Source organism: Streptomyces sp. NPDC048258, from assembly GCF_043201995.1.
GTDB lineage: Bacteria > Actinomycetota > Actinomycetes > Streptomycetales > Streptomycetaceae > Streptomyces.
Genome location: NZ_JBICZH010000023.1, coordinates 12651 through 37327 on the forward strand (window position 1 = coordinate 12651; position 24677 = coordinate 37327).

The 24677-nt window shown below is 68.9% G+C and carries 28 protein-coding genes and 2 pseudogenes; 16 read left to right on the forward strand and 14 right to left on the reverse strand.

What is annotated here, in order from left to right; translation table 11 throughout:
- The first annotated feature begins 480 nt into the window (after positions 1–480).
- From ACGFYQ_RS35020 to ACGFYQ_RS35035, 4 genes are all read left to right on the forward strand, one after another.
- Positions 481–837, forward strand: a complete 357-nt coding sequence (locus tag ACGFYQ_RS35020) for a hypothetical protein (RefSeq protein WP_393750248.1) — start codon at positions 481–483, stop codon at positions 835–837.
- A gap of 87 nt (positions 838–924) precedes the next feature.
- Positions 925–1110, forward strand: a complete 186-nt coding sequence (locus ACGFYQ_RS35025) for a hypothetical protein (RefSeq protein ID WP_393750249.1) — start codon at positions 925–927, stop codon at positions 1108–1110.
- A gap of 286 nt (positions 1111–1396) precedes the next feature.
- Positions 1397–2041, forward strand: a complete 645-nt coding sequence (locus ACGFYQ_RS35030; RefSeq protein ID WP_393750250.1) for a hypothetical protein — start codon at positions 1397–1399, stop codon at positions 2039–2041.
- Between the two features lie 75 nt (positions 2042–2116).
- Positions 2117–2245, forward strand: a complete 129-nt coding sequence (locus ACGFYQ_RS35035) for a hypothetical protein (RefSeq protein ID WP_393750251.1) — start codon at positions 2117–2119, stop codon at positions 2243–2245.
- A gap of 64 nt (positions 2246–2309) precedes the next feature.
- Here ACGFYQ_RS35035 and ACGFYQ_RS35040 read toward each other — a convergent pair whose 3' ends face one another.
- The 3 genes from ACGFYQ_RS35040 to ACGFYQ_RS35050 form a co-directional block, all read right to left on the reverse strand.
- Positions 2310–2678, reverse strand: a complete 369-nt coding sequence (locus ACGFYQ_RS35040) for a fic family toxin-antitoxin system, toxin component (RefSeq protein WP_393750336.1) — start codon at positions 2676–2678, stop codon at positions 2310–2312.
- Between the two features lie 2 nt (positions 2679–2680).
- Positions 2681–2947, reverse strand: a complete 267-nt coding sequence (locus tag ACGFYQ_RS35045; RefSeq protein ID WP_393750252.1) for a hypothetical protein — start codon at positions 2945–2947, stop codon at positions 2681–2683.
- Positions 2948–3060: 113 nt separating this feature from the next.
- Positions 3061–4035: a HEAT repeat domain-containing protein gene (locus ACGFYQ_RS35050; RefSeq protein ID WP_393750253.1), complete on the reverse strand. Its 975-nt coding sequence runs from the start codon at positions 4033–4035 to the stop codon at positions 3061–3063.
- Positions 4036–4534: 499 nt separating this feature from the next.
- Between ACGFYQ_RS35050 and ACGFYQ_RS35055 the strand changes: the two genes are divergently transcribed.
- Both ACGFYQ_RS35055 and ACGFYQ_RS35060 read left to right on the forward strand, forming a co-directional pair.
- On the forward strand, positions 4535–5332 hold the full coding sequence (locus ACGFYQ_RS35055; protein ID WP_393750254.1) for a hypothetical protein: 798 nt from the start codon (positions 4535–4537) through the stop codon (positions 5330–5332).
- Between the two features lie 357 nt (positions 5333–5689).
- Positions 5690–5905, forward strand: a complete 216-nt coding sequence (locus ACGFYQ_RS35060; RefSeq protein ID WP_393750255.1) for a hypothetical protein — start codon at positions 5690–5692, stop codon at positions 5903–5905.
- 115 nt (positions 5906–6020) lie between these two features.
- On the opposite strand, the gene ACGFYQ_RS35065 is transcribed toward ACGFYQ_RS35060, so the two are convergent.
- Both ACGFYQ_RS35065 and ACGFYQ_RS35070 read right to left on the reverse strand, forming a co-directional pair.
- The gene (locus ACGFYQ_RS35065; protein WP_393750256.1) at positions 6021–7025 is read right to left on the reverse strand and encodes a BtrH N-terminal domain-containing protein; all 1005 of its coding nucleotides are present in this window, start codon (positions 7023–7025) and stop codon (positions 6021–6023) included.
- Between the two features lie 175 nt (positions 7026–7200).
- On the reverse strand, positions 7201–7836 hold the full coding sequence (locus tag ACGFYQ_RS35070) for a DUF6368 family protein (protein WP_393750257.1): 636 nt from the start codon (positions 7834–7836) through the stop codon (positions 7201–7203).
- Positions 7837–8326: 490 nt separating this feature from the next.
- Between ACGFYQ_RS35070 and cpt the strand changes: the two genes are divergently transcribed.
- A complete protein-coding gene (cpt, locus tag ACGFYQ_RS35075; RefSeq protein ID WP_393750337.1) occupies positions 8327–8848 on the forward strand; it encodes a chloramphenicol phosphotransferase CPT in 522 nt (173 codons plus the stop codon).
- 347 nt (positions 8849–9195) lie between these two features.
- On the opposite strand, the gene ACGFYQ_RS35080 is transcribed toward cpt, so the two are convergent.
- Together ACGFYQ_RS35080 and ACGFYQ_RS35085 are read right to left on the reverse strand one after the other, a co-directional pair.
- Entirely contained in the window at positions 9196–9396 is a 201-nt protein-coding gene (locus ACGFYQ_RS35080) for a hypothetical protein (protein WP_393750258.1), read from the reverse strand.
- Positions 9397–9641: 245 nt separating this feature from the next.
- Entirely contained in the window at positions 9642–11600 is a 1959-nt protein-coding gene (locus ACGFYQ_RS35085; RefSeq protein WP_393750338.1) for an amino acid transporter, read from the reverse strand.
- 497 nt (positions 11601–12097) lie between these two features.
- Between ACGFYQ_RS35085 and ACGFYQ_RS35090 the strand changes: the two genes are divergently transcribed.
- Positions 12098–12841: an SDR family NAD(P)-dependent oxidoreductase gene (locus ACGFYQ_RS35090; protein ID WP_393750259.1), complete on the forward strand. Its 744-nt coding sequence runs from the start codon at positions 12098–12100 to the stop codon at positions 12839–12841.
- Positions 12842–13031: 190 nt separating this feature from the next.
- Entirely contained in the window at positions 13032–14096 is a 1065-nt protein-coding gene (ppk2, locus tag ACGFYQ_RS35095) for a polyphosphate kinase 2 (RefSeq protein ID WP_393750260.1), read from the forward strand.
- A 279-nt stretch (positions 14097–14375) separates the two neighbouring features.
- Here the strand turns inward: ppk2 and ACGFYQ_RS35100 are convergent, their stop codons facing one another.
- On the reverse strand, positions 14376–14924 hold the full coding sequence (locus ACGFYQ_RS35100) for a GNAT family N-acetyltransferase (protein ID WP_393750261.1): 549 nt from the start codon (positions 14922–14924) through the stop codon (positions 14376–14378).
- A 503-nt stretch (positions 14925–15427) separates the two neighbouring features.
- Between ACGFYQ_RS35100 and ACGFYQ_RS35105 the strand changes: the two are divergent.
- Positions 15428–15824 (forward strand): annotated as a pseudogene (locus ACGFYQ_RS35105) (hypothetical protein); the annotation flags it as partial.
- On the opposite strand, the gene ACGFYQ_RS35110 reads toward ACGFYQ_RS35105, so the two are convergent.
- From ACGFYQ_RS35110 to ACGFYQ_RS35120, 3 genes are all read right to left on the reverse strand, one after another.
- Positions 15805–16581, reverse strand: coding sequence for an ABC transporter permease (locus ACGFYQ_RS35110; RefSeq protein WP_393750262.1), 777 nt, complete (start codon positions 16579–16581; stop codon positions 15805–15807). The pseudogene ACGFYQ_RS35105 and the gene ACGFYQ_RS35110 sit on opposite strands and share 20 nt — an antisense overlap.
- Complete coding sequence (locus ACGFYQ_RS35115; protein WP_393750263.1) at positions 16578–17570, reverse strand: ATP-binding cassette domain-containing protein; 993 nt, start codon at positions 17568–17570, stop codon at positions 16578–16580. The genes ACGFYQ_RS35110 and ACGFYQ_RS35115 overlap by 4 nt, the downstream gene beginning before the upstream one ends.
- 256 nt (positions 17571–17826) lie before the next feature.
- The gene (locus tag ACGFYQ_RS35120; protein ID WP_393750264.1) at positions 17827–18138 is read right to left on the reverse strand and encodes a hypothetical protein; all 312 of its coding nucleotides are present in this window, start codon (positions 18136–18138) and stop codon (positions 17827–17829) included.
- Positions 18139–18324: 186 nt separating this feature from the next.
- Here ACGFYQ_RS35120 and ACGFYQ_RS35125 point away from each other — a divergent pair.
- Together ACGFYQ_RS35125 and ACGFYQ_RS35130 are read left to right on the forward strand one after the other, a co-directional pair.
- A pseudogene (locus ACGFYQ_RS35125) lies at positions 18325–18510 on the forward strand (transposase); the annotation flags it as partial.
- A 39-nt stretch (positions 18511–18549) separates the two neighbouring features.
- Positions 18550–18873 carry a hypothetical protein gene (locus ACGFYQ_RS35130; protein ID WP_393750265.1) on the forward strand — a complete coding sequence of 108 codons (324 nt, stop codon included), beginning with the start codon at positions 18550–18552 and terminating at the stop codon, positions 18871–18873.
- 120 nt (positions 18874–18993) lie between these two features.
- Here the strand turns inward: ACGFYQ_RS35130 and ACGFYQ_RS35135 are convergent, their stop codons facing one another.
- Complete coding sequence (locus ACGFYQ_RS35135; RefSeq protein ID WP_393750266.1) at positions 18994–19233, reverse strand: hypothetical protein; 240 nt, start codon at positions 19231–19233, stop codon at positions 18994–18996.
- A 29-nt stretch (positions 19234–19262) separates the two neighbouring features.
- On the opposite strand from ACGFYQ_RS35135, the gene ACGFYQ_RS35140 reads away from it, so the two are divergent.
- The 4 genes from ACGFYQ_RS35140 (at position 19263) to ACGFYQ_RS35155 (ending at position 22496) form a co-directional block, all read left to right on the forward strand.
- Entirely contained in the window at positions 19263–19997 is a 735-nt protein-coding gene (locus tag ACGFYQ_RS35140) for a VanZ family protein (protein WP_393750267.1), read from the forward strand.
- 67 nt (positions 19998–20064) lie between these two features.
- Entirely contained in the window at positions 20065–20760 is a 696-nt protein-coding gene (locus ACGFYQ_RS35145) for a response regulator transcription factor (protein ID WP_393750268.1), read from the forward strand.
- Complete coding sequence (locus tag ACGFYQ_RS35150) at positions 20753–21856, forward strand: sensor histidine kinase (protein ID WP_393750269.1); 1104 nt, start codon at positions 20753–20755, stop codon at positions 21854–21856. The genes ACGFYQ_RS35145 and ACGFYQ_RS35150 overlap by 8 nt, the downstream gene beginning before the upstream one ends.
- Before the next feature lie 154 nt (positions 21857–22010).
- Positions 22011–22496 carry a hypothetical protein gene (locus ACGFYQ_RS35155; RefSeq protein WP_393750270.1) on the forward strand — a complete coding sequence of 162 codons (486 nt, stop codon included), beginning with the start codon at positions 22011–22013 and terminating at the stop codon, positions 22494–22496.
- 555 nt (positions 22497–23051) lie between these two features.
- Here the strand turns inward: ACGFYQ_RS35155 and ACGFYQ_RS35160 are convergent.
- Complete coding sequence (locus tag ACGFYQ_RS35160; protein WP_393750271.1) at positions 23052–23486, reverse strand: ester cyclase; 435 nt, start codon at positions 23484–23486, stop codon at positions 23052–23054.
- A gap of 262 nt (positions 23487–23748) precedes the next feature.
- Positions 23749–24384, reverse strand: a complete 636-nt coding sequence (locus tag ACGFYQ_RS35165) for a LysR family transcriptional regulator (protein ID WP_393750272.1) — start codon at positions 24382–24384, stop codon at positions 23749–23751.
- Positions 24385–24677: the final 293 nt, after the last annotated feature.

Here is a 24677-nt window from a genome sequence, read left to right on the forward strand (position 1 = left end):
CGGGGCAGGGCGGCGCGGTCGGCGTGCACCACGGTGGCCGCGCCGCGATGCCCCCGGTCATGAGGTCGTCGCGCGTCATGCCCGAGCGGCCCTGGACATCGGCGGCAGCCGCCTTCTTCCTCGCCGAGCACGCCGCGCAGCTGGTCCGCCGACCAGCCCGGAGCCGTCTTCTCGGCGTCCTCGCGGAGCTCCGCCTCCTAGCCCGTCAGGCGTCTTCCGGGTGGCGCGGCGGGCCGCGTCCGTTACGGCCATCACCAGGCGGAAGGCCATCGCCGCGGTCTGCGCCGCTTCGCCGAGCGCTTCGGCGAACGGTTCAGTTCCGAGGCCGCCTTGGCCTGCGCCCGGTACTCCTGCGCGCGGTGCCACGAGGCGGCCACCACCAGAAGCTGCGGCTGACCCGCTTCGTCCCACGCCGCTGAGGACCTGATGTCGGTGACGCCGGATATGTTGCGCCCAAACGAGCACAGTGCTGGAGGGGCCATGCCGTCTGGAGAGACACATCTCGCCGCGCTTCTGCCCGTCATGCCGGCCCATGACGGTGCGGATGAGCAGGTGGACTGGGATGAACTGCGACAGGCTTGGCGAGTCGGATTCCCTTCCGACTACAGAGCCTTCATGGCCGCGTACGGAGCTGGCGGCATCGACGACGCGTTCAGTGTTCTCACTCCCGAAGCGACTGCGCAGCCGCCAGACGCCGCGGGATTCGGGAGCATGGCGGGCGAGACCGCCATCATGCGGCACATATGGGCGACCGAAGGAGGCCCCGACGGACTCACTGCCAGCCCTGATTCCGTCATTGCTTGGGGTGTCAGCTGCGGAGCCGACATCCTCGGCTAGGTCGCCGTCGATGAGGACCCCGACAACTGGCCGGTCATCGTGTGGGAACGCCACGGCCGACCCCACTGGAAGATCTACGACTGCGGAATGGTGGAGTTTCTCCGCCGCCTGTTCGTCGAGGGCTTCGACAAGTGCCCGCTCAGCGATGCGTCCCTCTGGGGCGAGCGCGCTCCGCACTTCGTCCACTGGCGCGAGGAACAACGACGCTGGGAGTCCGGCATCGACCCCTACACGGGCGAACCCGATCCGTACTTCGGCATGGAGTTCGACTGATCGCGAGTTCCTGAACCTGTCTCCGGCCCAAGCGCCCTGCCCACGGGAACCGCTCTCCGATCGCACTCGACGCTCCCTGGTCAGGCGCATTCGTGAACAGCCCGGGAAGCCTCCCGGCTGCCAACACGTTTGCCGAAGCGGCGGCACCCTGCTAGCTTCGGGCGATTTGATCACTTGGGGTGGGAGGTGCGCTGAGGTGACCAACTCCGGGATCCGGTGCGTGGCTGGACTTGTAATGCTCGCGTCGGTCACAGCTTGCGGAGGCTCGACAAAGCCTCAACAACCGATGCCGGCTGCTGAGCTGCAACCGCTGTCGGCTGCTGAGCTGCGAACACACCTCCTGCCCGCAGTCTTGCCGGGCGGCTGGACCTCCGTGGCGGACCCCAAGGATGAGAAGCCGAAGGGAGCCTCGGGCGCGTCAACAACACCGCCGTCCTGCGCGGGCCTTCTCGACGGGCAGACTGTTGTGGACGCGAGTACGACGGCATGGTCGGCGTCCGCAACAGCCATGTTCAGCGGCGGACACTCCGTTGGGAACGGCGTCATCACCGGCCTGGAGACGCTCTACTCGTTCCCGGGCGACGGCGCGCACCAGGCGATGCAGGACATGCGAAACCTGGTAGGTCGGTGCCGGAGCGTGGACCTGCCACACGCGTCATGGGAGCCCGCCGAGACCTCCAGTTTCGCCGTCGCCGAAGGTCCCCGGCTCGGAGATGAGAGCCTCGTCATCCAGGCGATGGTGACGACGAGCACCACGGGTACCTCGCAACGCGCTGACGCGACTGTTGTACGCGCGGGGAGTTCGCTCGTCGTCATCAGCAGCGTCTTCACGCTGACCCAGGCAGAGGCCGATACCGTCGCCGGGTTCATGTCTGTTGCCGTGGCGCAGGTCAAGTCGAACCACCCCGAGCCAGTCGACGCGGTCTCGTGAGTAGCAGCCCTCGCGTAGCACATCGCCCGCGAAGGTCACCACCGCGTCCTCCGCGGACACGCAGAGGAGGTCCCCGTGGAGGGCGAAGCCGCTCCCGTGCCGGTGAAGCTCGGCGTGTGGACCACCAACGCCAAAACCCGCCGCGCCAGACTCGCCCATGAGCAGCGGGCCGCCCTCGCCGAGCTGGGCGTGGAGTGGGTGTGACGGTAGGGCTGCGGCCGTTGGAGACAGCAACGGGCGCGGCCCACGGGGCGCTGCGAGCGCGTCTCTACGCCCAGGTCCGCAGAAGCTCCGCGATCCGGCTGACCGTCACGCGGGGGTCGTACAGCTCGTGGGCGAGAGCGGTGAGCTGGTCGCGTGTGGGATCGACGGGAATGCCACTGGCGGTCAGGTACATCACCGCGGCCGCGCAGGCGACGGTGAGGTTCGAGCGCTCCAGCCAGCGGCAACGACCCAGCGTGTGGACGAGAGCGGCGGCACGGGCGTAGGGGCCGCCGTAGACGGGCTGCTCCAGGAGTTCAGCCCGGTGCCGGGCGACGGCGGCGATGGGGACGCCCAGATCTTCGGGGGCGGGATCGCGGTGGCCGGCGCGTTCGGCGACTTCCAGGATCCAGGTGAGGTCGACGTGCAGGGACATGCTCACGCAGCGGCGCCCCTGCCGTTGCGCGTCGCGGGGACGTGCCGGGCGTCGAGCTCGTCCTCCAGGTCCGCCAGGAAACCGCCGTGCGCGTCGAGGAGCCGCTGGGCGGCTGCCATACCGGCTGCCCGGGCGCCGGTGGTGTCCTCGGTGATCAGTCGCTGTACGTACTGGTTGAAGTCCAGACCCCGGGCAGCCGCCGCGTCCTTCCCAGCGGCCAGTACGTCGGGCTCCAGCCGAAGCTGTGTCTGCTTCTTCGAGCTACTCATACTGCGAAGGTAGCAGGGTGGTAGCGCGCGGGGAATACGGAGAGGTCCAGGGCTGTCACGTTGCCAGCCGCCGGGCATCGCCCTCCCATCCGGCCGTGCCCCCGCATCGACCTCTATGAGGCCCATCCGGCACGGCCGAGGAGGTCGGCCGCTGCCAGCCTGACGTTCAGGTTCTCGTCGTTCAGGAGCGCGCGGGCTGCGGAGCCGTAGGCAGGCTCGTCGTCGGTGACCTGCAGCAGATAGACCATGGCTCGTCGTCTGACCCAGTGATCCGGATCTCTCAGTGCCTGCGCAAGTGCTTCGGCTGCCCCGCTGTACAGATCCGCCAGAGTCTTCGCTGCGTCCATACGGACTCCACGGTCGGGATCGTCGGCGAGGGCCGCGAGCAGCGCGTCTCGGGCACGACTGGAAAGTGGATGACGACCGCCCAGGGTGTAGGCGGCAGTACCTCTCTCGCAGGCGGAGTCCGAGCCTGTCAGGTGGTCGATGAGCTCCTCATGGCTGCCTTGGTGTTGGCCGCGGAAATCGGGGGCAAGCCCGCACTCCGGCAGACCGTCGAGCCAGTGCTCGTACCAGCTGAGGAAGTCCGGCTGAGGGAGGAACGTCGGTGGCGTGGCCACGTCTCCGAGGTCGGCGTCCAGGAGTCGGCCTCGGGCGGGCCCGGTCATGACCAGCAATGTCATCTCCAGGCAGCCCCGGTGGACGACAGCATGGGTGCCCGCGTACGGATCAGCCTGATCAGCACGGAGACGCGCCCACTCCTCAGGTACACAGCCGGTCGGATCCAGCGGGAAAGTCCGCCCCAGTTGCTGGCGGGCGTCGGGAATGTCGCGCACTTTCCAGCGCGTCAGCGGCAGAAGGCCGTAGTCGGGACCTATACCGCCGTTGCCGACCTCGCGCAGGAAGGTGCGATACGCGGAGGGAAGGCGGATGCCGTGCACGGACTCAAAGGCGGCCACGCGCTGTTCGCTGAGCGGGGGGCCCAGCCGTCGGCCGCCAGGTGCTCGCACGAAGCTCCGTGGACGAGGGACCGGCTCCGAGCATGCTGCCGACAGCTTCGCGTGAATGTGGGCGACGACGTCGTCCATGGGTGCTTCTTCCAAAGTGCCGCGACATCTTGAGCGTGCCGCGTTCGCCGACATCCTAAGCGGAGGCGGCTCAGGCGCCGACCGTCGGCATGGTCCAGCGTGCGTACACACCGTCCCTGTGACTCATGCGCCTCTCAGCACGCACAGTCAACGTCCCCCACGTACGTTGCCAGAACAGGTCAGCCATGGCACGAAGCATAGAGATAGGCCGGGTGTTGCAGCCGTCCGACGGGTTCGCGCCCGCGTTCCAGTGCTTGAAGCTCATGCGCTGGTACCCGGCGCGGTCCTCGACCGCGAGCGGGAGCGCGGTCACCGCGATCCCCATCGGGAGGACCTGAGGCACGGCGCCTACTCAGGCCTCCCCCGCCACTGCCGGCCCCGCCCCGAACCGTGGGTGCGGCTTGCGGCGTGTGAGGTCCCGCGCCGGTGTGTCGAGATGCCCGGTGTCCGAAGCTCGGTGGGCCCAGGCTGTGTCAGACCCGCGTGCAACACTGCGGCCATGTCCCTTGCTGATCTCACGCTCGACCAGTGGCGGTCCTTCGAGTCGACGACTGCACATCGCCTCGCCCATGAAGCCGCCGCCCTGGTGCATGGCCGTGTGACCGACGTCGAGACCGTCGATCACCTGGGTGCCCCGCTGCACCGCGTCCGGATCGAGCGGGACGGGCAGGAATTTGCTCTGATACCCGGAGGCCCAGTGTCCCTGGGCTTCGACCTCGACACCTGGCAGCCGACGCCCGAGCAGACCGCCGACTACGCCGAGAGCCTGGAGCAAGGCTTCGGCTACGGTCCTGACCTGCGGGCGCACCTCGCAGAGGTGCTCAGCCCGCGCCGGAGCGTCGTCCTGGCGACTGTACTCATGGCGGTGGAGGACGAGAACCTGACCGAACTTCCTGCTGACATGCCGGCTGCTCTCGCGGCTCGTGGCCTGCGGATACCGAGCTCCGACGAGTGGGAGCACGCCTGTGGAGCCGGAGCGGACACCCTCTTCCGGTGGGGCAACGACTGCCCACTCGACCGCATCCCCTACGGAGACCGCACCGGCCCCCAGAACCAGCTGAACGCCTTTGGCCTGCGCATCGCCTACGACACCTACCGCACGGAGTTGACGAGCGACACCACCGCGATCCACGGCGGCGACGGCGGCGAGTCGGTGTGCGGCGGCTACGGCCACATGCTGGCGTGGCTGCCCCTGGCCACGGCCAACCGCAATCCCTCGATGGTCGAGTTCGTCTACGGCCCGGACGGAGAGGACCTCTGCGAGGACTTTTCGACCCGGCCTGTGCTCACCTTGTGAGCCAGGAACTACGACCTGATGGAGAGCACTTCGTTGGTCTACTCCGCCTGTTGGAGCGTTCGGTGCCGGTGGCAGCAGGCGAGAATGGAGGACCGGGGAGTGTAGGAGTAGTGGATGACGGGCCGAACCGGGGAAGTGAATCCGTCTGGCAGTCGTCAGCGTGGTCTCCGTTCTGGGACTCACGTACCCGCCCGACGTGGTGCATGAGCGCCAACAGCTCGACTCCAGCCTGTGGATGTACCGCACAGGCGTACCCCTGTGGCAGACAGTCTCCGATTCGACGCGGGCTGAGGGTGAAGGTGCTCAACGACCTGGCATGCCGACCGTCCCGCAGCGTGTCTCCCAAGATCCGCCAGGATGAGCCCGCTCCCCGCTCTGTCGCTCTACAACGAGCTGCTGGTGCTGGATGCCGAGCCGCTCGCCAGCCATCAGGAAGAGCGGTGCGTCGAGCACGAAGGCATAACCGTCCTCCGTCTCAACATCGTGCACCAGCACCATCCGAGGCACTGGCGTGACCCCATCCGCCATCCATCGCATGCACGGATGGTGTCACGCGAACGCCACCACCTCTGACAACTGCCCTTTCGCCGACCAGGTCGACCAGGTCGACCAGCTGCCCATACGCTGAGAAACCTCGCTCACCGCACGTTCGGGGAGGACGGCGCCCGGTAGGACCACGCGGCGGGCACTAATTCTGCAGCGCCCGCACCGCCTGCCGCTCCAGGTCCAGGCAGCGGTCCACACGCTCCGCACACCCGTCGAAGAGCGCTCGCCGCTCCTGGGCACCGGCATCCGGGGCGGTGTCCCGGGCGAGCACGGCCAGCTCCGACCAGTGCCGGGCGGACTCTCTGAAGAGTCCGGCGGCCTCCGGGCGCCCGACGAGGTCGAGGAAGTCCGCGTACAGCGGCCGGGTCGCGCCCGGCGCGGTCCACTCCTCCTCCAGGCAGGCATGCAGCCGCCCTGTGCCGGCCTGGAAGGCCTCGGGCGAGCTGCCGAACCGTCGCTCCCAACCCGCCTTGGTGGTGCTGTCTCGCAGCTGTGCGGCGAGCTTCTCCATCCCGGTGAAGCCGAAGTTCACGTCGAACTTGTTCCCCAGAACCGGCCCGGTGAGGTGCATGACGGTGGAGGCGATCGCCCCTGCCACGTCCGGCTCCCCCTCGGCCGGCCCGGTGGGCACGATCAGCTGGTGGCGGCCCTTGCGGTGTGCGGTCCAGGCAGCACCGAACTCCTCGCGGTCGATCCGGTAGGGGGTATCGGCACCGTCCTCGATCAGCAGGTCGTCGCCGTCGTACCCGGCGATGACAACGGTGTACGCGTCGGCGCCGGTCATCTCGGCGTCCGGGTCGGCCTCATGCCAGGGCAGAGCGGAGCGGTCGACCACGCAGAAGGCGGGCTGCCCCTCGTCGAGCGCGGCACGGACCCGGCCCCAGCGGGGCTTCGTCGCGCGCGTGGCGTCGTACGGAATCCCCAGGCGGCCGAGCGCGACCTGCACCCAAGGCTCGGGATGGGCCTGGGCCACAATCGTGACGATGGGCAGTCGGCCCTTGTACTCGAAGACGAAGTACATGAAGCCGATCCCCCCGGCCAGGCCGGCAACGAGCTCCTCGTCGTGGATGCTGCCGAGAGCATGCCGGATCAGGGAGGCCTCGCGGTGGCGTCCGGTACCGAAGTCTTCGTACACGAGCACAGTCATGCGATCAGCCTAACCCCGCCAGCAGCGGCCCTTCCGACCAGGAACGATGGCATTCGAGTCCAGTGCAGACGAGTGTCGCCAACCACTGCACAGTCGGCCCGCTCTCGCCGCATGATCAGGCAACCTGGCGAACGCTCCCGGTCACAGCATCACTCCCGCCGCGGATCCGCCTGCGCTACTTGACCAGCCGGAAGCCGGGCTGCCCGACCCAGGCCCGCAGGAACTCCGCCGTGCCCAGCACCATCGGCCAGCCGTCGTCCGTGATCCCCAGCACTCCCCGAAGGCCAGCGACGGCCGACGCCTGTCCGTCCAGCAGCTCGGCCTTGGCCACACCTCCGATGACGTCCATGACGGCGGCGGTCAGCAACGCTGTGGCCACGTGGTCGATCCCACCATTGCAGCAGGCGCTGACGTTGACGGCATGGGTCGGCCTGAAGCCGAGGACGGCCTCCACCTCGGGCTCGTCCTCGTGCTCGGCCTCGAAGATGTCCTCGTCACCGACACCCGGGCCCATCAGGTAGACCAGGAAGGGCCGACGCCAGTCCTCGCGCTGCGGATTGAATCCCACCAGAGCCGCGAGATCCTCATCCACTGGGGTGTTGCCAAGGAGGGGAAGCGGGAACGGCTTTCGCCAGTCCTCCTCTCGCCGGTCCTCGACGCCCAGTCGCTCAGCGGGCACGTTGACGTCGAAGTACCCGGGACGCTTCTCCTCGAAGTGGGAGGAGAGCCCCGTCATCAGCGCGCGGAGCTCCCGCAGTGCGGCCGGGGGGACGGGCTCCGCCAACTCGATCACCAGCGTCGGACCAGACATGCCGGGAGCCTAGTGCTTTGACCGGTTCCGCCACCGCTCAATTCCTTCCGTACTACCGACTCCAGGCCGTCCGAGCACTGCCGCCGCCGACCCGGCGAACCTTCCCGGTCACAGCACTGGAGGATCGCCGAGTTCATGTGGTTCGCGACCGCCTGCAGTCCGCCCGCCATGCCCGGCATTCCGTGAAGCCGCGATCAGGACGGCTGCGCAGTGGGCCACGGCTGGTCATCAGGTGTCATGGCGAGGCGGTCGGCCAGTACGTAGTCGCGGGTACTCGTCGTCTGCCATGGACTGGTTCACCAGCGTTCGCGCACGGATCCGGTTCGGGTCTCGGCAGCGTCCAAGGCGCCAGGCGGCTCGTTCGTGATTGCCAAGAGGAGGCCGAAGTCCACCGGGACCGTACACCTGGTTGTGGCAGCAGAGCAGCGTGTGCCGAAAATCGTTTCGCCCCATGCGGGAAGCGCCCTACCGTGGCGCGGTGACGACTCAGATGATCATTCTCAACGGTGGTTCCAGTTCGGGGAAGTCCGGGATCGTGCGGTGTCTGCAGGCCGTACTGCCGGATCCGTGGCTGGCGTTCGGGGTCGATGCGCTCATCGACGCGATGCCCGCGAAGATGCAGACGTCGGACGAGGGGATCGAGTTCGACACGGACGGCGGGGTGAGCGTCGGCGCGGACTTCCGGGCGCTGGAGACAGCCTGGATGGAAGGCGTCGTGGCGATGGCCCGTGCTGGCGCCAGGGTCATCATCGATGACGTCTTCCTCGGCGGGGCGGCGTCCCAGCAGCGCTGGCAGAAGGCTCTTGGTGGATCGGCCGTGCTGTGGGTCGGCGTCAGGTGTGAGAGTGCGGTCGCCGCAGGCCGTGAGGTCGCACGGGGAGATCGCATCCCGGGGATGGCCGCGTCGCAGGCGGATGTGGTGCACGAGGGGGTGCTCTACGACCTGGAGGTGGACACGACGCATACCGAGTCCCTGCTGTGTGCGCGAACCATCGCCGCCCACGTCAGCTGATCGCCGGATCGGTTCCCGGCTGCCTGGCAGGCCGCCGCAGGCCGCTTCAATCTGCGGCGGTGCTGGGGCGGTGCCGGGGCGGCCCCCCAGCGGATGTGTCTCTCGCTGCGGGCTGCGGGCGCGTTCCCGACGTTGGGCTGCGAGAACGTCGGGGTGGCGGGCGTTGTTGTTCCGGCCCTGGCGGTACGCAACCCGCCGCTGCGGCCGGGCCCGCCCCGAACCTGGGACGTCATCCACGCCCGCGTCCAAGCGCAGCCGTGTGAAGCGGACCGGGTGGCGGTGGACGCCTCCCTGGTCGACGGCGGTGTCGGCGCTGCTCTCCGCGGCGAGCTCGGGGCGAACAAGGGTCACGTCCAGGACGATGCGAGCCGCAGGCCCGTCCATGGGTGTCCGGGATCGACCGCGGTCACGTTGCGGTAGGGGCAGTTCAGCAGCTCGGTCATGTCCTGCTGCAGGATGTCGAAGGCGATGAAGAACGCGGGCAGGGACGTTGCGAGCCCACGCGCGCTGCGGCCGCCGGCGGCAGCGGGGAAGCGGTCCTGAACCATCGAGCCCCGCCGGGTCTGCACCAGCAGCTGGCCGCCAGCCCGGTGGGGGTGAACAGGAGCGCCCGGTAGCCGTCGAACTTCTGCTCAAATACGCCAGCCCGCCGGGGCCCGGCACCGACGCCACAGCCTGCGCCGGCACCGGCTCCACCGGCGGCCGCAACGTCACCCCGGGTCCTCCTCCCGATCGCCCCCTCTCCGTCTTCCCCTCCCAGCATCCTCGGAAGTGACTGCCTACGGCCGCAGTGTCAGCCGCCGACGTGGATGCCGGGGCGGCGGGCAGGGTCGGGTTCGTGGCTGCGGATGATCTCGCGGGTGACCGGCGCGGTGTCACCGCGGCCCAGGAGGAAGTAGCGGACCATGTGCACCAGCGGACTGCCTTCGGCCCAGGCGAAGTAGCAGTGAGGCTGGACGCCGGTGGCGTCGCGCATGGCCAGCAGGATGGCGGCGATGGCGTTCGGTGCGGCCGGCGCGTCGGCGCGTAGGATCCGGTAGCCGTCCACCTCGACGCCGTGGACGGCGAGGGTGTCGCTGAAGTCCGAGGGGTCGACCACGTCGATCTCGAGGAACAGCACATCGGCAGGTCCTGGCACCGGGTTGACGCCGCGCTGTTCGCGTTCTTTGGCGCTGTACTCGTCGACGTCGCCGGCCTGGCGGCGGTTGGCGATGATGTTGATTGCGTTGTCGTGGGCGAGGGTTTCGTTGATGAATCGGCGGGCGTCGCTGTCGAAGACGATGCGGTCGGCGCGCAGTTCGGTGGTGCGTGAGACGCGGGAAATGAGCGATACGAGGATGATCCCGGCGATGAAGAACCCGGAGATGACGATGCCGTCGGGCTTGTCGATGATGTTCGCTACCAGGGCGTAGAGCAAGACCGCGGTGAGCGCGGCGAATCCGACGGTGGTGGCGCGCTTGCGGTGGCGTGCGACGGAGACGGTGACGGCGAAGGCGCCGGAGACCATCATGGCCAGGATGCCGGTGGCGTAGGCGCCGGCCTGTGCGTCAACGTCGGCGTCGAAGGCGATCGTGATCAGGATGCACAGGGCGGTGTAAACGATGACGACCGGGCGGACGGCGCGTCCCCATTCGGGGGCCATGCCGTAGTCGGGCAGGTAGCGGGGGACGATGTTGACCAGTCCCGCCATGGCGGACGCGCCGGCGAACCACAGGATCAGGATCGTGCTGATGTCGTAGACAGTGCCGAACGCCTCTCCCACGTGCTCGTGGGCCAGCCACGCCAGCGCGCGGCCGTTGGCCGCGCCGCCGGGTTCGAACTCCTCGTGGGGAATGAGGAGGGTGGTGACGAAACTCGCGGACAGCAGGTACACGCTCATGATGAGAGCGGCGGTGGTCAGCAGCCTTCGGGTGTTGCGGATCCGCGAGCGCAGCCGCTGCTCCGCGTCGGCGCCCTCGGCGGCGACGAGCGGCATCATGCTCACGCCGGTCTCGAAGCCCGAAAGGCCCAGCACCAGCAGGGGGAAGGCCAGCAGCGCCGGGCCCATCAGGTCGCCGAAGCCGCCTCCGCCCTCGGCGAGGGCGTCGGTCCACGCCGACCAGGCTCCCGGGGTGGTGAAGACGTGGACGAGGCCGATGCCGATGACGACCGCGTTGAGTGCGAGGAAGACGGCGACCAGGGGGATGGCCACGCTGACAGCTTCGCTGAACCCGAGCAGGAATACCCCTCCGAGTACCAGCAGCAGCGCAACCGTGAGGGCGACCTCGTGGCCGTGCAGGGCGGCGGGGAAGAAGGGGTTCTCCACCACGTGGACGGAGGCGTCCGCGGTGGAGAGGGTGATCGTGATGATCCACGAGGTGGCCACGAAGCCGAGCAGGACCAGCACGAACAGCTTGCCCCACCAGAACGGCAGCAGGTCCTCGAGCATCGCCACCGACCCGGCGCCGTGCGGGCTCTCCTTCGCCACCCGCCGGTACATCGGCAGCATCCCCAGCAGGGTCAGCGCCACGATCAGCAGCGTCGCCAACGGCGAGACCGCCCCGGCGGCCAGGGCGGCGATCGCCGGGACGTAGGCGAGGCTGGAGAAGTAGTCGACGCCGGTCAGGCACATCACCTTCCACCACGCGTGCGGCTCGGCGTGCCCCTCGTCTGCAGCCGGCCCCACCGGCTGCACCCGGTGGCGCAGCATCCACTGCGCCAGCCCGCCGGACGGCTGAGCCCGCAGAGCGGGGCTGTCCACCACCTCCGGCATCCCCGCCTGATCCGCTTCGCTCATATCCCCCATCAACCCTTCCGACCTTCTCCAGCGCACCTGCACAACGGCCACCAGCTGAGTACCTCGCAACGATCATCGAGTATGAGCCTGCCGCCGACGCGGCCCCGCACCGGACAGGCCCGCTCCAGTACCCGCCCTGCCCTTGTGCCCCGAGCACCACTTACCACCCCGAGTACCAGTCCCCGCACCTCGACAACCCATGTAGAGCAGGCAGAGCATCGGCCGGCTACCCCGCCCACCGGCCTCCACGCCTCCCGCGCCCGGAAGACCCCGCAGGGGTTCCTGACAGATCCCGGTGTCCGTCGCCTGGAGACCTGCCCCCCTCGGGCAGAACAGATACGACTCCCTGGTCCGTGCGACGCGCGGCTGTCCGGCTCGTGCCAGGATGCGGACTGCACATCCGCCACATCCGCCCCACGTCGCACGTCGCACGTCGCACGTAGTGACACCTCCTGCCTCGATGAGGAGACCTCGTGAATCACACGACCAGCAGGATTCTGGTGACGGGTTCCGCCGACGGCCTGGGACGCGCCGCAGCGCACTCGCTGCTGTCCGCGGGACACGAGGTGGTGGTGCACGCCCGGAACCCGGAGCGCGCGGCGAGCCTCGGCCCATTGCTGGACCGAGGAGCAGGCATCGTGGTGGGCGACTTCACGGACCGCGACGCCGTACGGCGCATCGCCGAGGAGCTGAACGACGCGAAGCCGCTCGACGCGGTCATTCACAACGCCGGCGTGTGGAGCGGCCCAGCGGTCATGCCGGTCAACATCATCGCGCCGTACCTGCTCACGGCCCTGCTGCTCGAACCCCGCCGCCTGGTGTACCTGAGCAGCGGCTCACATTTCGGCGGACACCCCCACCCCTCTCTTGCCGGCATCGACTGGCGGGGCGAGCACGCCGGCTCGTACGCGGACAGCAAGCTGTTCGTCACGGCGCTCGCGGCCGCCGTGGCCCGCCTGCGCCCCGGGGTGCTGAGCAACGCCGTGGATCCCGGCTGGGTACCGACGAAAATGGGAGGCCCGAACGCGCCGGACGATCTCGAACTCGGCCACCTGACGCAGGAGTGGCTGGCGACGAGCGACGATCCCCAGGCCCTGACGACCGGTGGGTACTGGTATCACCGCCAGCAGCAGCAACCGCATCGAGCGGTCCACGACCAAGCGTTCCAGGACCGCCTGCTGCAAGCACTGGCCGATGAAACGGGCACCGCGATCTGACCCGTACGTCTGTCGGTCCCTTGCGTAGACGGACACGGCCCTGCTCGGCGGCCCGCGTCGCCCTGGGTCCTCCCTCTCGGTCGCCGCCTGCCGGGAAGACCGCGCCGGGCCATGGAATCCGCGGCATGGCCCCACACCCTGCCATGGCGGTCGCGGGCATCCGGGCGTGTGACATGGGTAGGGGCGCGGCATGAAAGGCGAGGAGGCCCCACGGGCAGAGGCCGCGGCTCTGCTGGCGGGACTGAGTGTGGATGACCGCCGGCCGGAGCAGCCCGTGCTGCTGGACTCGTCCGGCGCTCCGATCCGCACGTGGCAGGAGAATTACCCGTACGACCGCAAGATCAGGCGGGCGGAGTACGAACGCACCAAGCGGATCCTGCAGATCGAGCTTTTGAAGCTGCAACGCTGGGCCAAGGACACCAGAGCCCGGCTGGTGGTGATCTGCGAGGGCAGGGACGCGGCGGGCAAGGGCGGCACGATCCAGCGGTTCACCGAGCGGCTCAACCCCCGTGGGGCACGGATCGTCGCTCTGGACAAGCCGACCGAGCGGGAGGCAGGACAGTGGTACTTCCAGCGGTACGTCGCACATCTGCCGGCAGCCGGTGAGATCGTTTTCTTCGACCGTTCCTGGTACAACCGCGCCGGCGTCGAGAAGGTCATGGGTTTTTGCTCCCAGGAGCAGTACGAGCTGTTCCTGCGGCAGTGTCCGGCCTTCGAAGCGATGCTCGTGGAGGACGGGATCCTGCTGGTGAAGTTCTGGTTCTCGGTCTCCCGCGCCGAGCAGCGCACCCGCTTCGCGATCCGCCAGGTCGATCCGGTGCGGCAGTGGAAGCTGTCGCCCACGGACGTGGCCTCGTTGGACCTGTGGGACGCGTACACCAGCGCGAAGGTCGCGATGTTCCGTGCGACCGACACCGGCGCCGCGCCATGGACGGTGGTCAAGAGCAACGACAAGCGGCGCGGCCGGCTGGAGGCGATGCGCAGCCTTTTGTGGCGCATCGACTACGACCGGAAGGACGAAGCGGCGGTTGGCGGCCCCGACCCCCTCATCGTCGGCGCCGCCGACACACTCCTGGAGCCGGGTGAAGAGCCTGCCGACCTCTCACCCACCCCCCTGGCCGGCCCGCCCCTCGGCCCCGGTCCCGGTCTGCATCCCCGCCCGCGGCACGCCGCAGAGCCGCACCCATCAAGCCTGGAACCGCCTGGCTCGGGCCAATCCCGGCACCCCCCAGACGGGACCAGCAGCGGTCCGTAGATGCCTCGCCACCGATAGTGCCGCCGTCCCGTGAACGTGACCGGGCCCCTGGCCTCGATCCGCTACACCGACCCCGCATGAATCACCGCGTACCGAGCCCGATGGGTCCGGGCCGGCAAGGCCTACGGCTCTCGTGCCAACCGCGGTAGTCGATCTTGCAGAACTTGGGTGGCCGCCCGCCTCGGCTGGCCCGGTTCTGGCGGTGGCGGATCTGGTCGGTCCTCTCCGGGATCGTGCAGGTGATGCCGCGCCTGCGGAGGTAGGGGCGGGAAGAAATGCCTAGACCTCGGGAAGGGAAGGATCGGGCGTCCAGGGAGATGGTGCGGCGATGGCCCAACGTTCGTGGTCGCGCCAGGCCCCGTCGATATAGAGATAGGCGGGCGACAGACCTTCGTAACGAAAGCCCAGGCGCTGGACCAAGGCCAAGGACGCCTTGTTTGCCGGCTGAATGTTCGCCTCCAGCCGGTGGAGCCGCAGGTCGTCGAAGGCGTGCTGCAGGGCGACGGTGAGCCCTTCGGCCATGTAACCCCGCCCCGCAGACGGGACGAAAGCCGCATAGCCGAGGGAGGCGCCCTGGTAACGGCCCCGGATGATCGAGTTGATGTTGACCATGCCGGCAGCTGCACCGGTCTCCTGAACGCGGATCACAAAGCCCCGGTTGGTGCCGTCGCTGAAGCGGCGCATCCAGACCTGGAACTCCTCCGCGGTCGCGGGCAGCTGCATCCACGGAAAATGGAGCTCGGTGCTGGCCCTCACGAGCGAGCAGAACTCATCCTGGTCGGCGAGGGTGAGCGGGCACAGTTCGACCCGTGACGGCACATTGGACATGGGCCAATGTTAGGGCGAGGCCTCCCGCGGATCAGCTCAACCTCGTCGGCTACTTCAAGTACCACACCAGCCACTACGCGCCATTCAGGGCGCTGTTCGGCCAGTTGTTCCAGTTCAGGCCCTCGGTACATGCCCATCTCGAAGAGGTCAGGCAGGTGATCGCCCCTCAGGCCATCAGCTGGTCTGTATCCGTCTGAGGCCCGAAGACTACGTGTGGGCGCAGATCCTCCCGGACACGCAGTTCAGGGTGGTGCCCGTGCGCTCCTCCCTTGACTGGCTCGATGACCTCTCGGGAAGCCTTGAGCGCACGAGGCTGTTCGTCGCCACCACCGAACCCGCCCGTAATGTCTGCGAGCCGGGGTGTGACTCCCGCGCCACGTACGACGCACTCGGCGAGTCCCCTCGCCGCCGCGCGCCCGACGCCACCTGCCGCTGCCAGAACGGGGCGGGGGCACAAGGGGTTCCAGGCAGGCTGCGCGCATGTCAGCCTCCGGGTCGACCGGAGCTCCGACGAGTGGGAGCACGCCTGTGGAGCCGGAGCGGACACCCTCTTCCGGTGGGACAACGACTGCCCAACTCGACCGCATCCCCTACGGAGACCGCACCGGCCCCCAGAACCGTCGGACCAACTGTTGCCGGCGAACTGAGCCCATCGGTTTGCGGTGCCGGCGTGGATGGGTGGTGCGCTACACCGAGCCCGACGTCGCGAACCGCTGGAGGCGGATGACGCTTTACCGGGCCGGGGAGTTCACAGGCGGGGCCGGCCATCTCCCCTCACACCACCCACCCGGCCACGCTGCCCGCCGCCGCCCCCGAGGAGACCGCGGCCGACCGAAGGCCCTCCGACCTGCGCTGGCGCTGGTCGGGCGGTCTTCGGTCGTCAGGCGTCGTTGCGCTTGAGCGCGAAGTAGCCGCCGGCCAGGGAGGCCGCGGCCCACAGCGCCATGATGCCGAGCCCTGCCCACGGGCCGTACGGCGGCCCGTCCGCCTGCTGCACCACCTGCATGACGCTCGTGCCCGCCTGGTCGGGAAAGAAGTAGCCGACCTTCCTGGTCGCGGGCACGAAGTTGAAGATCGGCGCGATCATGAAGAAGTAGGCCATCAGGACGCTGAGGGAGAGCACCGCCTTGCGCAGCATCGTGGCGACGCCGACTGCGAACAGCAGCATGAGCGTCAGGTACACCCCGGCTCCGGTGACCGCCCGCAGCACGCCGGGGTCGCCGAGGGAGGCGCCGTGGTCACCGAGGAGCACCTGGCCGACAAAGAACGTCGCGACGCTGGTGGCCATGCCCACGGCCAGGCCCGGTACGGCGGCGGCCGCGGCCTTGGCGCAGTACAGCAGGCCGCGCTGCGGCACGGCGGCGAGCGTGGTGCGGATCATCCCCGTGCCGTACTCGCTGGTGACCACCAGGACGCCGAAGGTGATCATCGCGAGCTGACCGAGGCCCATGCCGATGAAGCTGGTCATCACCGGGTCGAAGGCGGCCTGCTCCGCGGCGCCGAGGGTGTCGAACTCGCCGCCCAGGATGACGCTCAGGAGCGCACCGAGGCCGATGGTCGAGAAGAACGCGGCCGTCAGCGTCCACATCGATGAACTGACGGTCCGGATCTTCGTCCACTCCGCCCAGAGGACGGCAGTGGTTGCGGCCATGGTCATGACTCCTTCCCGGTGCGGGAGCGGATCAGGGCCGGCGCCTGTTCCGGGGACGGGGTCCTGGAGACGGCGAGGTCGGCGTCCACGGTGCCGCCGGCCTGGTACTCGAGCGAACCCGCGGTGAGCCGCATGAACGCCTCCTCCAGCGAGGCGCGCTGCGAGCCGATCTCGAGCAGCGCGATCCGGTGGGCGGCGGCGAGTTCGCCGAGCGCCTCAACGTTGCCGTCCTGGATCTCGAAGGCCCCGTCCCCGGTGAGGACCGGCGCGATCCCCTCGCCGGCGAGGACGTCGAGCAGCCGCTCTGGCTGGGTGGTGCGCAGCCGTACGACGGAACGGGAGTTGTTCTCGATGAAGTCCGCCGTGGACGTGTCGGCCAGCAGCCGACCGCGGCCGATGACGATCAGGTGGTCGGCCGTCAACGCCATCTCGCTCATGAGGTGGCTGGAAACGAAGACCGTACGACCCTGGGCCGCCAGTTGCTTCATCAGATTGCGGATCCAGAGGATGCCGTCGGGGTCGAGTCCGTTGACGGGCTCGTCGAGCACGAGCGTCTCGGGGTCACCGAGCAGCGCGGCGGCGATGCCGAGCCGCTGACCCATACCGAGCGAGAAGGCACCCGCACGCTGATGTGCCACGTCGGTGAGTCCGACTGTCTCCAGGATCTCTCCGACCCTGCGGTCCGGGATCCTGTTGGACCGCGCCAGCCACAGCAGATGGTGGTAGGCGGTGCGGGCGGGGTGCAGGGCCTTCGCGTCCAGCAGTGCGCCGATCTGCTTCATCGGCTCGCGCAGATCGCTGTAGCGCTTCCCGCCGATGCTGACGCTGCCACCGGTCGGCCGGTCCAGGTCCAGCATCATGCGCATGGTCGTCGTCTTGCCCGCGCCGTTCGGGCCCAGGAAGCCGGTCACCGCGCCGGGGCGCACGGTGAACGTCAGGTGGTCGACTGCGGTCTTGTCCCCGTACCGCTTGGTAAGCCCACGTAACTGGATCACACGACGCAATATAGGTCGCACGCATGCCGTGAATGAGATGTATATGCATGTCTATCCAGTGATGCTTCCCGGATGACAGGGGGCAAGAAGAGGGGGTTCCCTCACGGGCGTTTTCCTCAGCAGGGGGCGCACAAGGGTTTGTGACGGCACGTCGGCCGCCGTGCCGGTACAGGGGGGGCGCACTCGCCCCGTTCCGGGCCGGATGCGCCGCCTCCGTTGCGGCTGCCCGGCGGCGCCGTCGCCGAGGCGCGGCAGGTCATGCGTAGTAGCTGAGGATCACCAGCAGCGCCGTGCATTCCGCGAGGAGCTGGACGCCGAGCGCCGCCTGCCGCACGCGCAGGGCCGGAGCGGCCAGGGCAACCACGAACGCCACGGCGCCGAGGCCGGCACTCCAGACGAACAACCACCCGGGAAGCCCCCTGGTGCACTGCACCCCGTACGTCACACAGCCCGACACCCGCACGGAGGACAGGAGCAGCACGACGGCCGCCAGGACCGCTCCCGGGAACAAGGCGGCGGACAGGCCCGACCAGAACCGGGAGCGGTCCTTGTCTCGAGCCACCCGCACCGGGGACGTTGCAGACGGAGCAGGTGTGTTCATGCCCCTATCCAACGCGTACAGCGAGCCGCGCACAGCCGTCCGGATACTCACCTCGCGGGCGGGCGCCGTACTCAGACCGCGGGCGCCGGACGGCTTCGTACAACGCCGGCTGAGGCGCTTGGCGTGAGTGTCAAACGGCGGACAAGTTCATGCATCGCCCGCAGAGGCATCGAATCCTCCACCCGACTGGGCCGGCACCGCTGGGCCGTCGAGCGCACCATGTCCTGGCTCGCCGGCTGTCGCCGCCTACACCGCCGCTGCGAACGCAAGGCCGAACACTTCCTCGCCTTCACCGCCATCGCCTGCAACCTCATTTGCTACCGCCGCCTGAAGACGTGAACACCAGCTCGGCACATCGTCTGCGGCAACATGGTGCAGGTGAGCACATCATCTGAACAGATGCAGAACGCAGCCCGTCTCTGGCATGAGCACCGCTATGCGCCCTTTCCCGCCGGCCTACGGCGTGCCAAGGGCGGAGGCACAGACGTGTGGTTGCTTGACTTGTACACCGCTGGCTGCGTTGTTGCGTGGCTGAACAACGGCGGCACTCTCGACCCGGAGAACAGCCGCATCCTGCAGAGCTGCATCGAGGACCTGGATCAATTCGTCCCTGAGATCAACGACCCTGCAGGAACCCAGTACTACCAGCGGTTGCACCAGCTCGCCCTACTCGTGTCAAGGGACCTGACTGGCACCACATGAGAGCGTCTCCAAGTCACACCTGGTGTGGCTGAGTGTCATAGATGGCCCCTCTGGCAACTCCACGCTCACTCTCGCACCACGGAAGGGAGTCGGGTGCGAGTGGTGAGGCGCTCATATTGATCACGGTGGCGGTTCAGCCCAGCTGCAACGATCCTCAGACCAGGGCAGATGTGCGAACGTGACGGCGAGCTCGTCCTGGATGCTCGGCAGTGCGATGTTCACGGACGAGTCGTCCAGCACCCGCGGTAGCTGGGCCGGCGCGATCACCAGCGGCGGGACCATCTCCATGCCAGCTTGCGCCAGTTCCCTGATGCCGGGGATTCCGTGTATCGCGGGCGTATCGAAAATCGCATACGCCACCGCAACGGCCCTCCGTCTCCAATGGGGGCATGAACCACACCGCATCCCTGTCAGCACCGCCCCGCCGCACGCGCAGGATCGTGCTCCTCAGCCTGGCGGTCCTCGCCATGGCGAGCGCCTTGTTCGTCGTGCGGGGGCCGCTCATGATGTCCGCTCCGAGGTGCATGGCCGGGCGGTGGCACGGCTGCTTCGATACGTTCAACGGTGTGGTGCTCATGACATTGGTCGCGCTGCCGTTGGCCGCGCTGGCGGTGTGGGCTCTGGCGTGCCGTCGGCGTGCCGCCGGCGTCACATGGGCGTGGCGGATGTCGCTGGCCGAGGTGGGCATGGTCCACGGGACGGTGCCGTTCGTATGGATGACCATGATGCCGGGCGCCGGGGCCGGCATCGTCCCCGGCCGGGTGAGCCTGGTACCGCTGCGGGACCTGCTCACGATGGGACCGCTCGGGATCGTCGGCAACCTGCTGGTCTTCGCGGCGCTGGGGTTCTTCGCCCCGATGCGGTTCGCGGCGCTGGCGTCCGTGCCGCGGATCCTGGCGCTCGGGGCGGGCTGCTCGGTCCTGGTCGAAACGGCACAGTACGTCCTGCGGCTGGACCGGGTGTCCTCCGTGGACGACGTACTGGTCAACGCCGCCGGCGCCGTGCTGGCCGCGCTGGCGTCGCGCCGCTGGTGGCGCGCTACGGCGGAAGCGCCGTCGGACCAGCCTCGCCCCGTGCCGGCACCGGCACCGGCACCGGCACCGGCACCGGCACCGGCAGGCTGAGTCTCGTGTCCGGTGTGCACACGTTTTGCATACGACGGCGATATGTAGTGCTGCTTAGGCTTCGGACATGCGCGTACTGATCGTGGAGGACGAGCCCTACCTGGCCGAAGCCGTCCGTGACGGTCTGCGGCTGGAGGCGATCGCCGCCGACATCGCCGGCGACGGCGACTCCGCCCTGGAACTGCTCAGCGTCAACTCCTACGACCTCGCGGTCCTCGACCGCGACATCCCCGGCCCTTCCGGCGACGAGGTCGCCCGGCGCATCGTCGCCTCCGGCAGCGGCATCCCGATCCTCATGCTCACCGCTGCCGACCGGATCGACGACAAGGCTTCCGGGTTCGGGCTCGGCGCCGACGACTACCTCACCAAACCGTTCGAGCTGCGGGAGCTCGTCCTGCGGCTGAGGGCGCTCGACCGCAGACGCGCGTACGCCCGGCCCCCGGTCCGCGAGATCGCGGGCCTGCGGCTCGACCCCTTCCGCCGGGAGGTCTTCCGCGACGGACGCTACGTCGCGCTCACCCGCAAACAGTTCGCCGTACTGGAAGTCCTCGTCGCCGCCGAGGGCGGGGTCGTCAGCGCCGAAGAGCTGCTGGAACGGGCCTGGGACGAGAACGTCGACCCCCTCACCAACGCCGTGCGCATCACCGTCTCCGCACTGCGCAAACGGCTCGGCGAACCATGGGTCATCGCCACGGTGCCCGGCGTCGGCTACCGCATCGAAACGCAGCCAGGGGCCGGACACGAGGGAGGAGACCGTGGATAGGGCCCCTGGTTCGAGTGTCCGCCTCAAGCTCACCCTCAGCTACGCCGGATTCCTCATGCTTGCCAGCGTCCTGCTGCTCGCGGCGGTGTGGGTGTTCCTCCTGCGTTACGTCCCCGAGAGCCCGCTCATCGTCCCTGGTTCCACTGGCACCCCCACTCATGGTGTTTTTCCCGTCCGCTCCAACCTCCTGCACGTTTTCGCTCCGAGGGCAGCCGCAGTGTTGGCATTCCTGCTGGTGTTCGGCCTCGTGGGAGGGTGGATCCTCGCCGGCCGGATGCTCGCACCACTCACACAGATCACGGATGCGGCACGGATGGCCGGGAACGGTTCGCTGTCCCACCGGATCCGCATGAACGGCCGCCAGGACGAATTCCGTGAACTCTCCGACGCGTTCGACTCGATGCTCGAACAACTCGAGTCCCACGTCGCCGAGCAGCAGCGGTTCGCCGCGAACGCCTCCCACGAACTGCGCACCCCGCTGGCGATCTCGCGGACGCTCCTGGACGTCGCCCGCAAGGACCCCACGCGGGACCGGGGCGAACTCATCGAACGCCTGCGCGCTGTCAATACCCGGGCGATCGACCTCACCGAGGCCCTCCTGCTGCTCAGCCGCGGCGACCGCGGAGACTTCACCCGCGAGAGCGTCGACCTCTCCCTCATCGCCGAGGAAGCCGCCGAAACGCTGCTTCCCCTCACCGAACAGCGCCGGATCACGCTCGACCTCACCGGCGGGGCGGCCCGGACCAGCGGCTCCGCGGAACTCCTGCTGCGGATGGTGACGAACCTCGTCCAGAACGCCATCGTCCACAACCTCCCCGCCGGCGGCACCGTGACGGTCCACACCGAGGCGCACGGCGACACGAGCGTGCTGCGGGTCGAGAACACGGGCCGTCGGCTCCCACCGGAACTGGTACCGACCCTCACCGAACCCTTCCGGCGCGGAACGGAACGCGTACGCACCGACGAGCACGCCGGCGTCGGCCTCGGCCTGGCCATCGTGAACAGCATCGTCCGCGCCCACGACGGGACCCTCGACCTCGTCCCCCGCCCCGCCGGCGGTCTCGTCGTCACGGTCCGGCTTCCCGGCACGTCGTAGGCCTCGTGCCCGAGCGGGGCCCTCGCCCTCACGGGATAACTCCCGCCCCATGCGGGACAACTTTTAGGGTTCCCTAGGTCTACCGGTGGGGGTGTGAGGCATGGAGTTCGGGGTGGGGCTGCCGTGGTACGGGCGCCGGCCAGGCGTGCGGCGCTTGCCGCCGCATTCGCGTCGGAAGAGGTGGGGGTCCCTGGGCTCGCTCTTCCTCGTCCGTTTCCTCCTCACGCTGCCCGAAGACCCCATCGCGGCGTTCTCCGCGCTGTTCGAGCCGGCTCGGAAGGCCTTGCGGCTCCTGGTACGGCTGTGGGCCGGGCCGGGCATGCGGGGCGGCTGGGACAGTGATGCGGGACGACTCGTCCTTGCGGTGCATACGGCGTACTGGGTGAGGGACGCGCTGCGCGCGGAGGAGGCGGACTGTCTCCTCGTCGTGACGGACGGCAGGGTGGCCGTGCGGGCCGCCTGGCAGGACGCGTCGGAGGCGGTCTCCTGCGCGCACGCGGGTGTGCGGGACACTCCGAGGCCGCGACGGATGCGGCGGCGCGTGGACATCGTGTGTGCGGACGGCTCCTGGCTGACCGTCCGCGCGTCCCAGGCGGCGTCGGCCGACCGGATCCGCGTACTTCTGTCGGCCCAGAGGTGAGGTTCGCTCGCAATCGGGGAACCGGTCCTGGAACAACCATCCACGCCGTGTCTGCGACAACCCCCGGCCGGGCCCGGCCGGGGGTGAACAGCAGCGCCCGAAACCCGTCGAACCTCTGCTCAAACGCCGGAGGGCCCAGCCCACCGGGACCTGGCACCGACTGCGCAGCCTGCGCAGCCTGCGCCAGCATCGGCTCCACCGGCGGCCGCAACACCGCCTCGGGCCTCCTGCTCAGCTCGCACCGACCCCGAGTGGAGGCCGCCGGACGGCCCAGCAGACCTCCCCGCCGGTCCGAGGAAACGCGCCAGGCCGGGTCACACCTCAGGCGCGGCGCCTCCGCGCGGTCGGCGAGGGATCCGAAAAGAGCCCTACGTCACCGGGCTTCGGCGCAGCGACGCGCATCTGCTGGTCGACGACGCCAGCTTGGGCTGCCACTGGCGCATGTCGGCCGCCGGGCCAACGGCCACAGCGCGTGAGCCCAGTCTTGAAGGAGCAGGGCGGTCCCCTTCCAGTTCGCTGACGGTCCCCGCTCGGGATCCCAGTGCCGCTCCGGACCTATCCCGATGCTCCTCCGAGCGTCGGGATCACGCCGAGCTGCTGAAGGAAGCCGAGGGCATCCTTGTCCGACCATTTCTCGGCGAGCCGCCCATTCTCGATGCGGTGAATCACCGTTGCCGTCATCGTGACCGGCTTGCCGGTGGCAGGGATGCCCGGGAGGTCCCTCTCGTGCACTCCCCGGGCTGTCAGCCGGGTCACGACCTTGTCGCCCTCCGCCACCTGGTCTTCGATCTCGTGGGTTCCGGGAGTGGCTTCCCAGAAGAGACGGAAGACCTGCTTGAGTCCCTCGCGACCGGGCGCGAATCCTGGAAACGGCGGTGGGGAGTGGTCCTGGTAGTCCTCGGCCACGAGCTCGTCCATGGCATCCAGGTTGCCCGCGTCGATCTCCTGGTAGAAGCGGCGAACCAGCCTCTTGTTCTCCTCAGTGGACACGGGACCCCTCTGCGCGTTCCTTCGCGTCGCCGGAGCGGCGCACATTCCACGAATCGTCACCTGTCGGCATCCTCGGCTACACACTCGGCACGCCGGGCCGCTGCGAACATTCACTCCGAAGACGCTGTGCCAGTGACCGCGTCGTCCACACGCGCTACGGGACCGTCCGTCGGGCGCATCTTCGTCACCGGGGCTTCAGCTGGATGGGCGTCCGCCAACCAGCAGGCCACCGGTCATCACCACCTGCCGCAAACACGGCCGGTCAAAGACGTGTTGCCACGCGGATCAGGTCGGCGGCTGCGCGCAGTCGGCTCTGCGACGGCCAAGCGATCACCGTTGTCACGGGCGGAGCATCCAGGACCGGCACGGCGGCGAGATCCCGGCGCAGGTCGGTGCCCCGGATCTGAGAGCGGCCGACAAGTGAGTGAGAGATGGGCAGGATCGCCACCTGTCCCTCGGTGTACAGGGTTTCGGTGTCGAGTCCGACCGTCGAATCGAATGGCAAGTGCAGCAGAGCCACGTCGGCTTGCCCATCCTGCAGCAATTTCTGTTGCTGATGCGCCTCACAGAGCAACAGATCGACGGTGGCTGCGCCGGGCTCCGCGCGGTAGGCATCGAGCAGTTCGGCCAACAACTCACCGGCGGTGCCGGATTTGACGGCGAGGACGAGGCGGGGGCGCCTTTGCGCAGCCTGCTGGGTACGCCGCTCAGCTGCGGCCACCGCGCTGAGGATCGCGCGCCCCTCGGACAGCAGCACGGCCCCGGCCTCGGCGAGCGTGCCCTTGCGGCTGGTGCGCTCCAGCAGCGTGACCCCGAGCTGTCGTTCGAACCGGGCGATGGCGCGGGACAGGGCCGGCTGGGCCATCTCCAGACGCTCGGCGTGCGTGCGGCCGGGCACAGCAACATCGCCGCGGGCCTCCGTGAAGTGTCATACGAGCGGTTCACCCGCCCGCTGGACGTGCTGGGCATCGCCTGCCCTGCCCCGACACGTGATCACCGCGACAGCCCAAGCCGAAACGGGCCGCCGGAGAATCCGACGACCCGCCATGAAAGATCCAGGCTAAGGGCTGTCCCGTAATCCCCGGTGGATCAGCGCACGGCGTCAGATGCGGTGCATCGCAAGGCGGAGGGGCGCCCCCATACTGGGCGTATTCGGGCGTTCCGACAACGCAGCGAGGTGCCGTAGCTGGC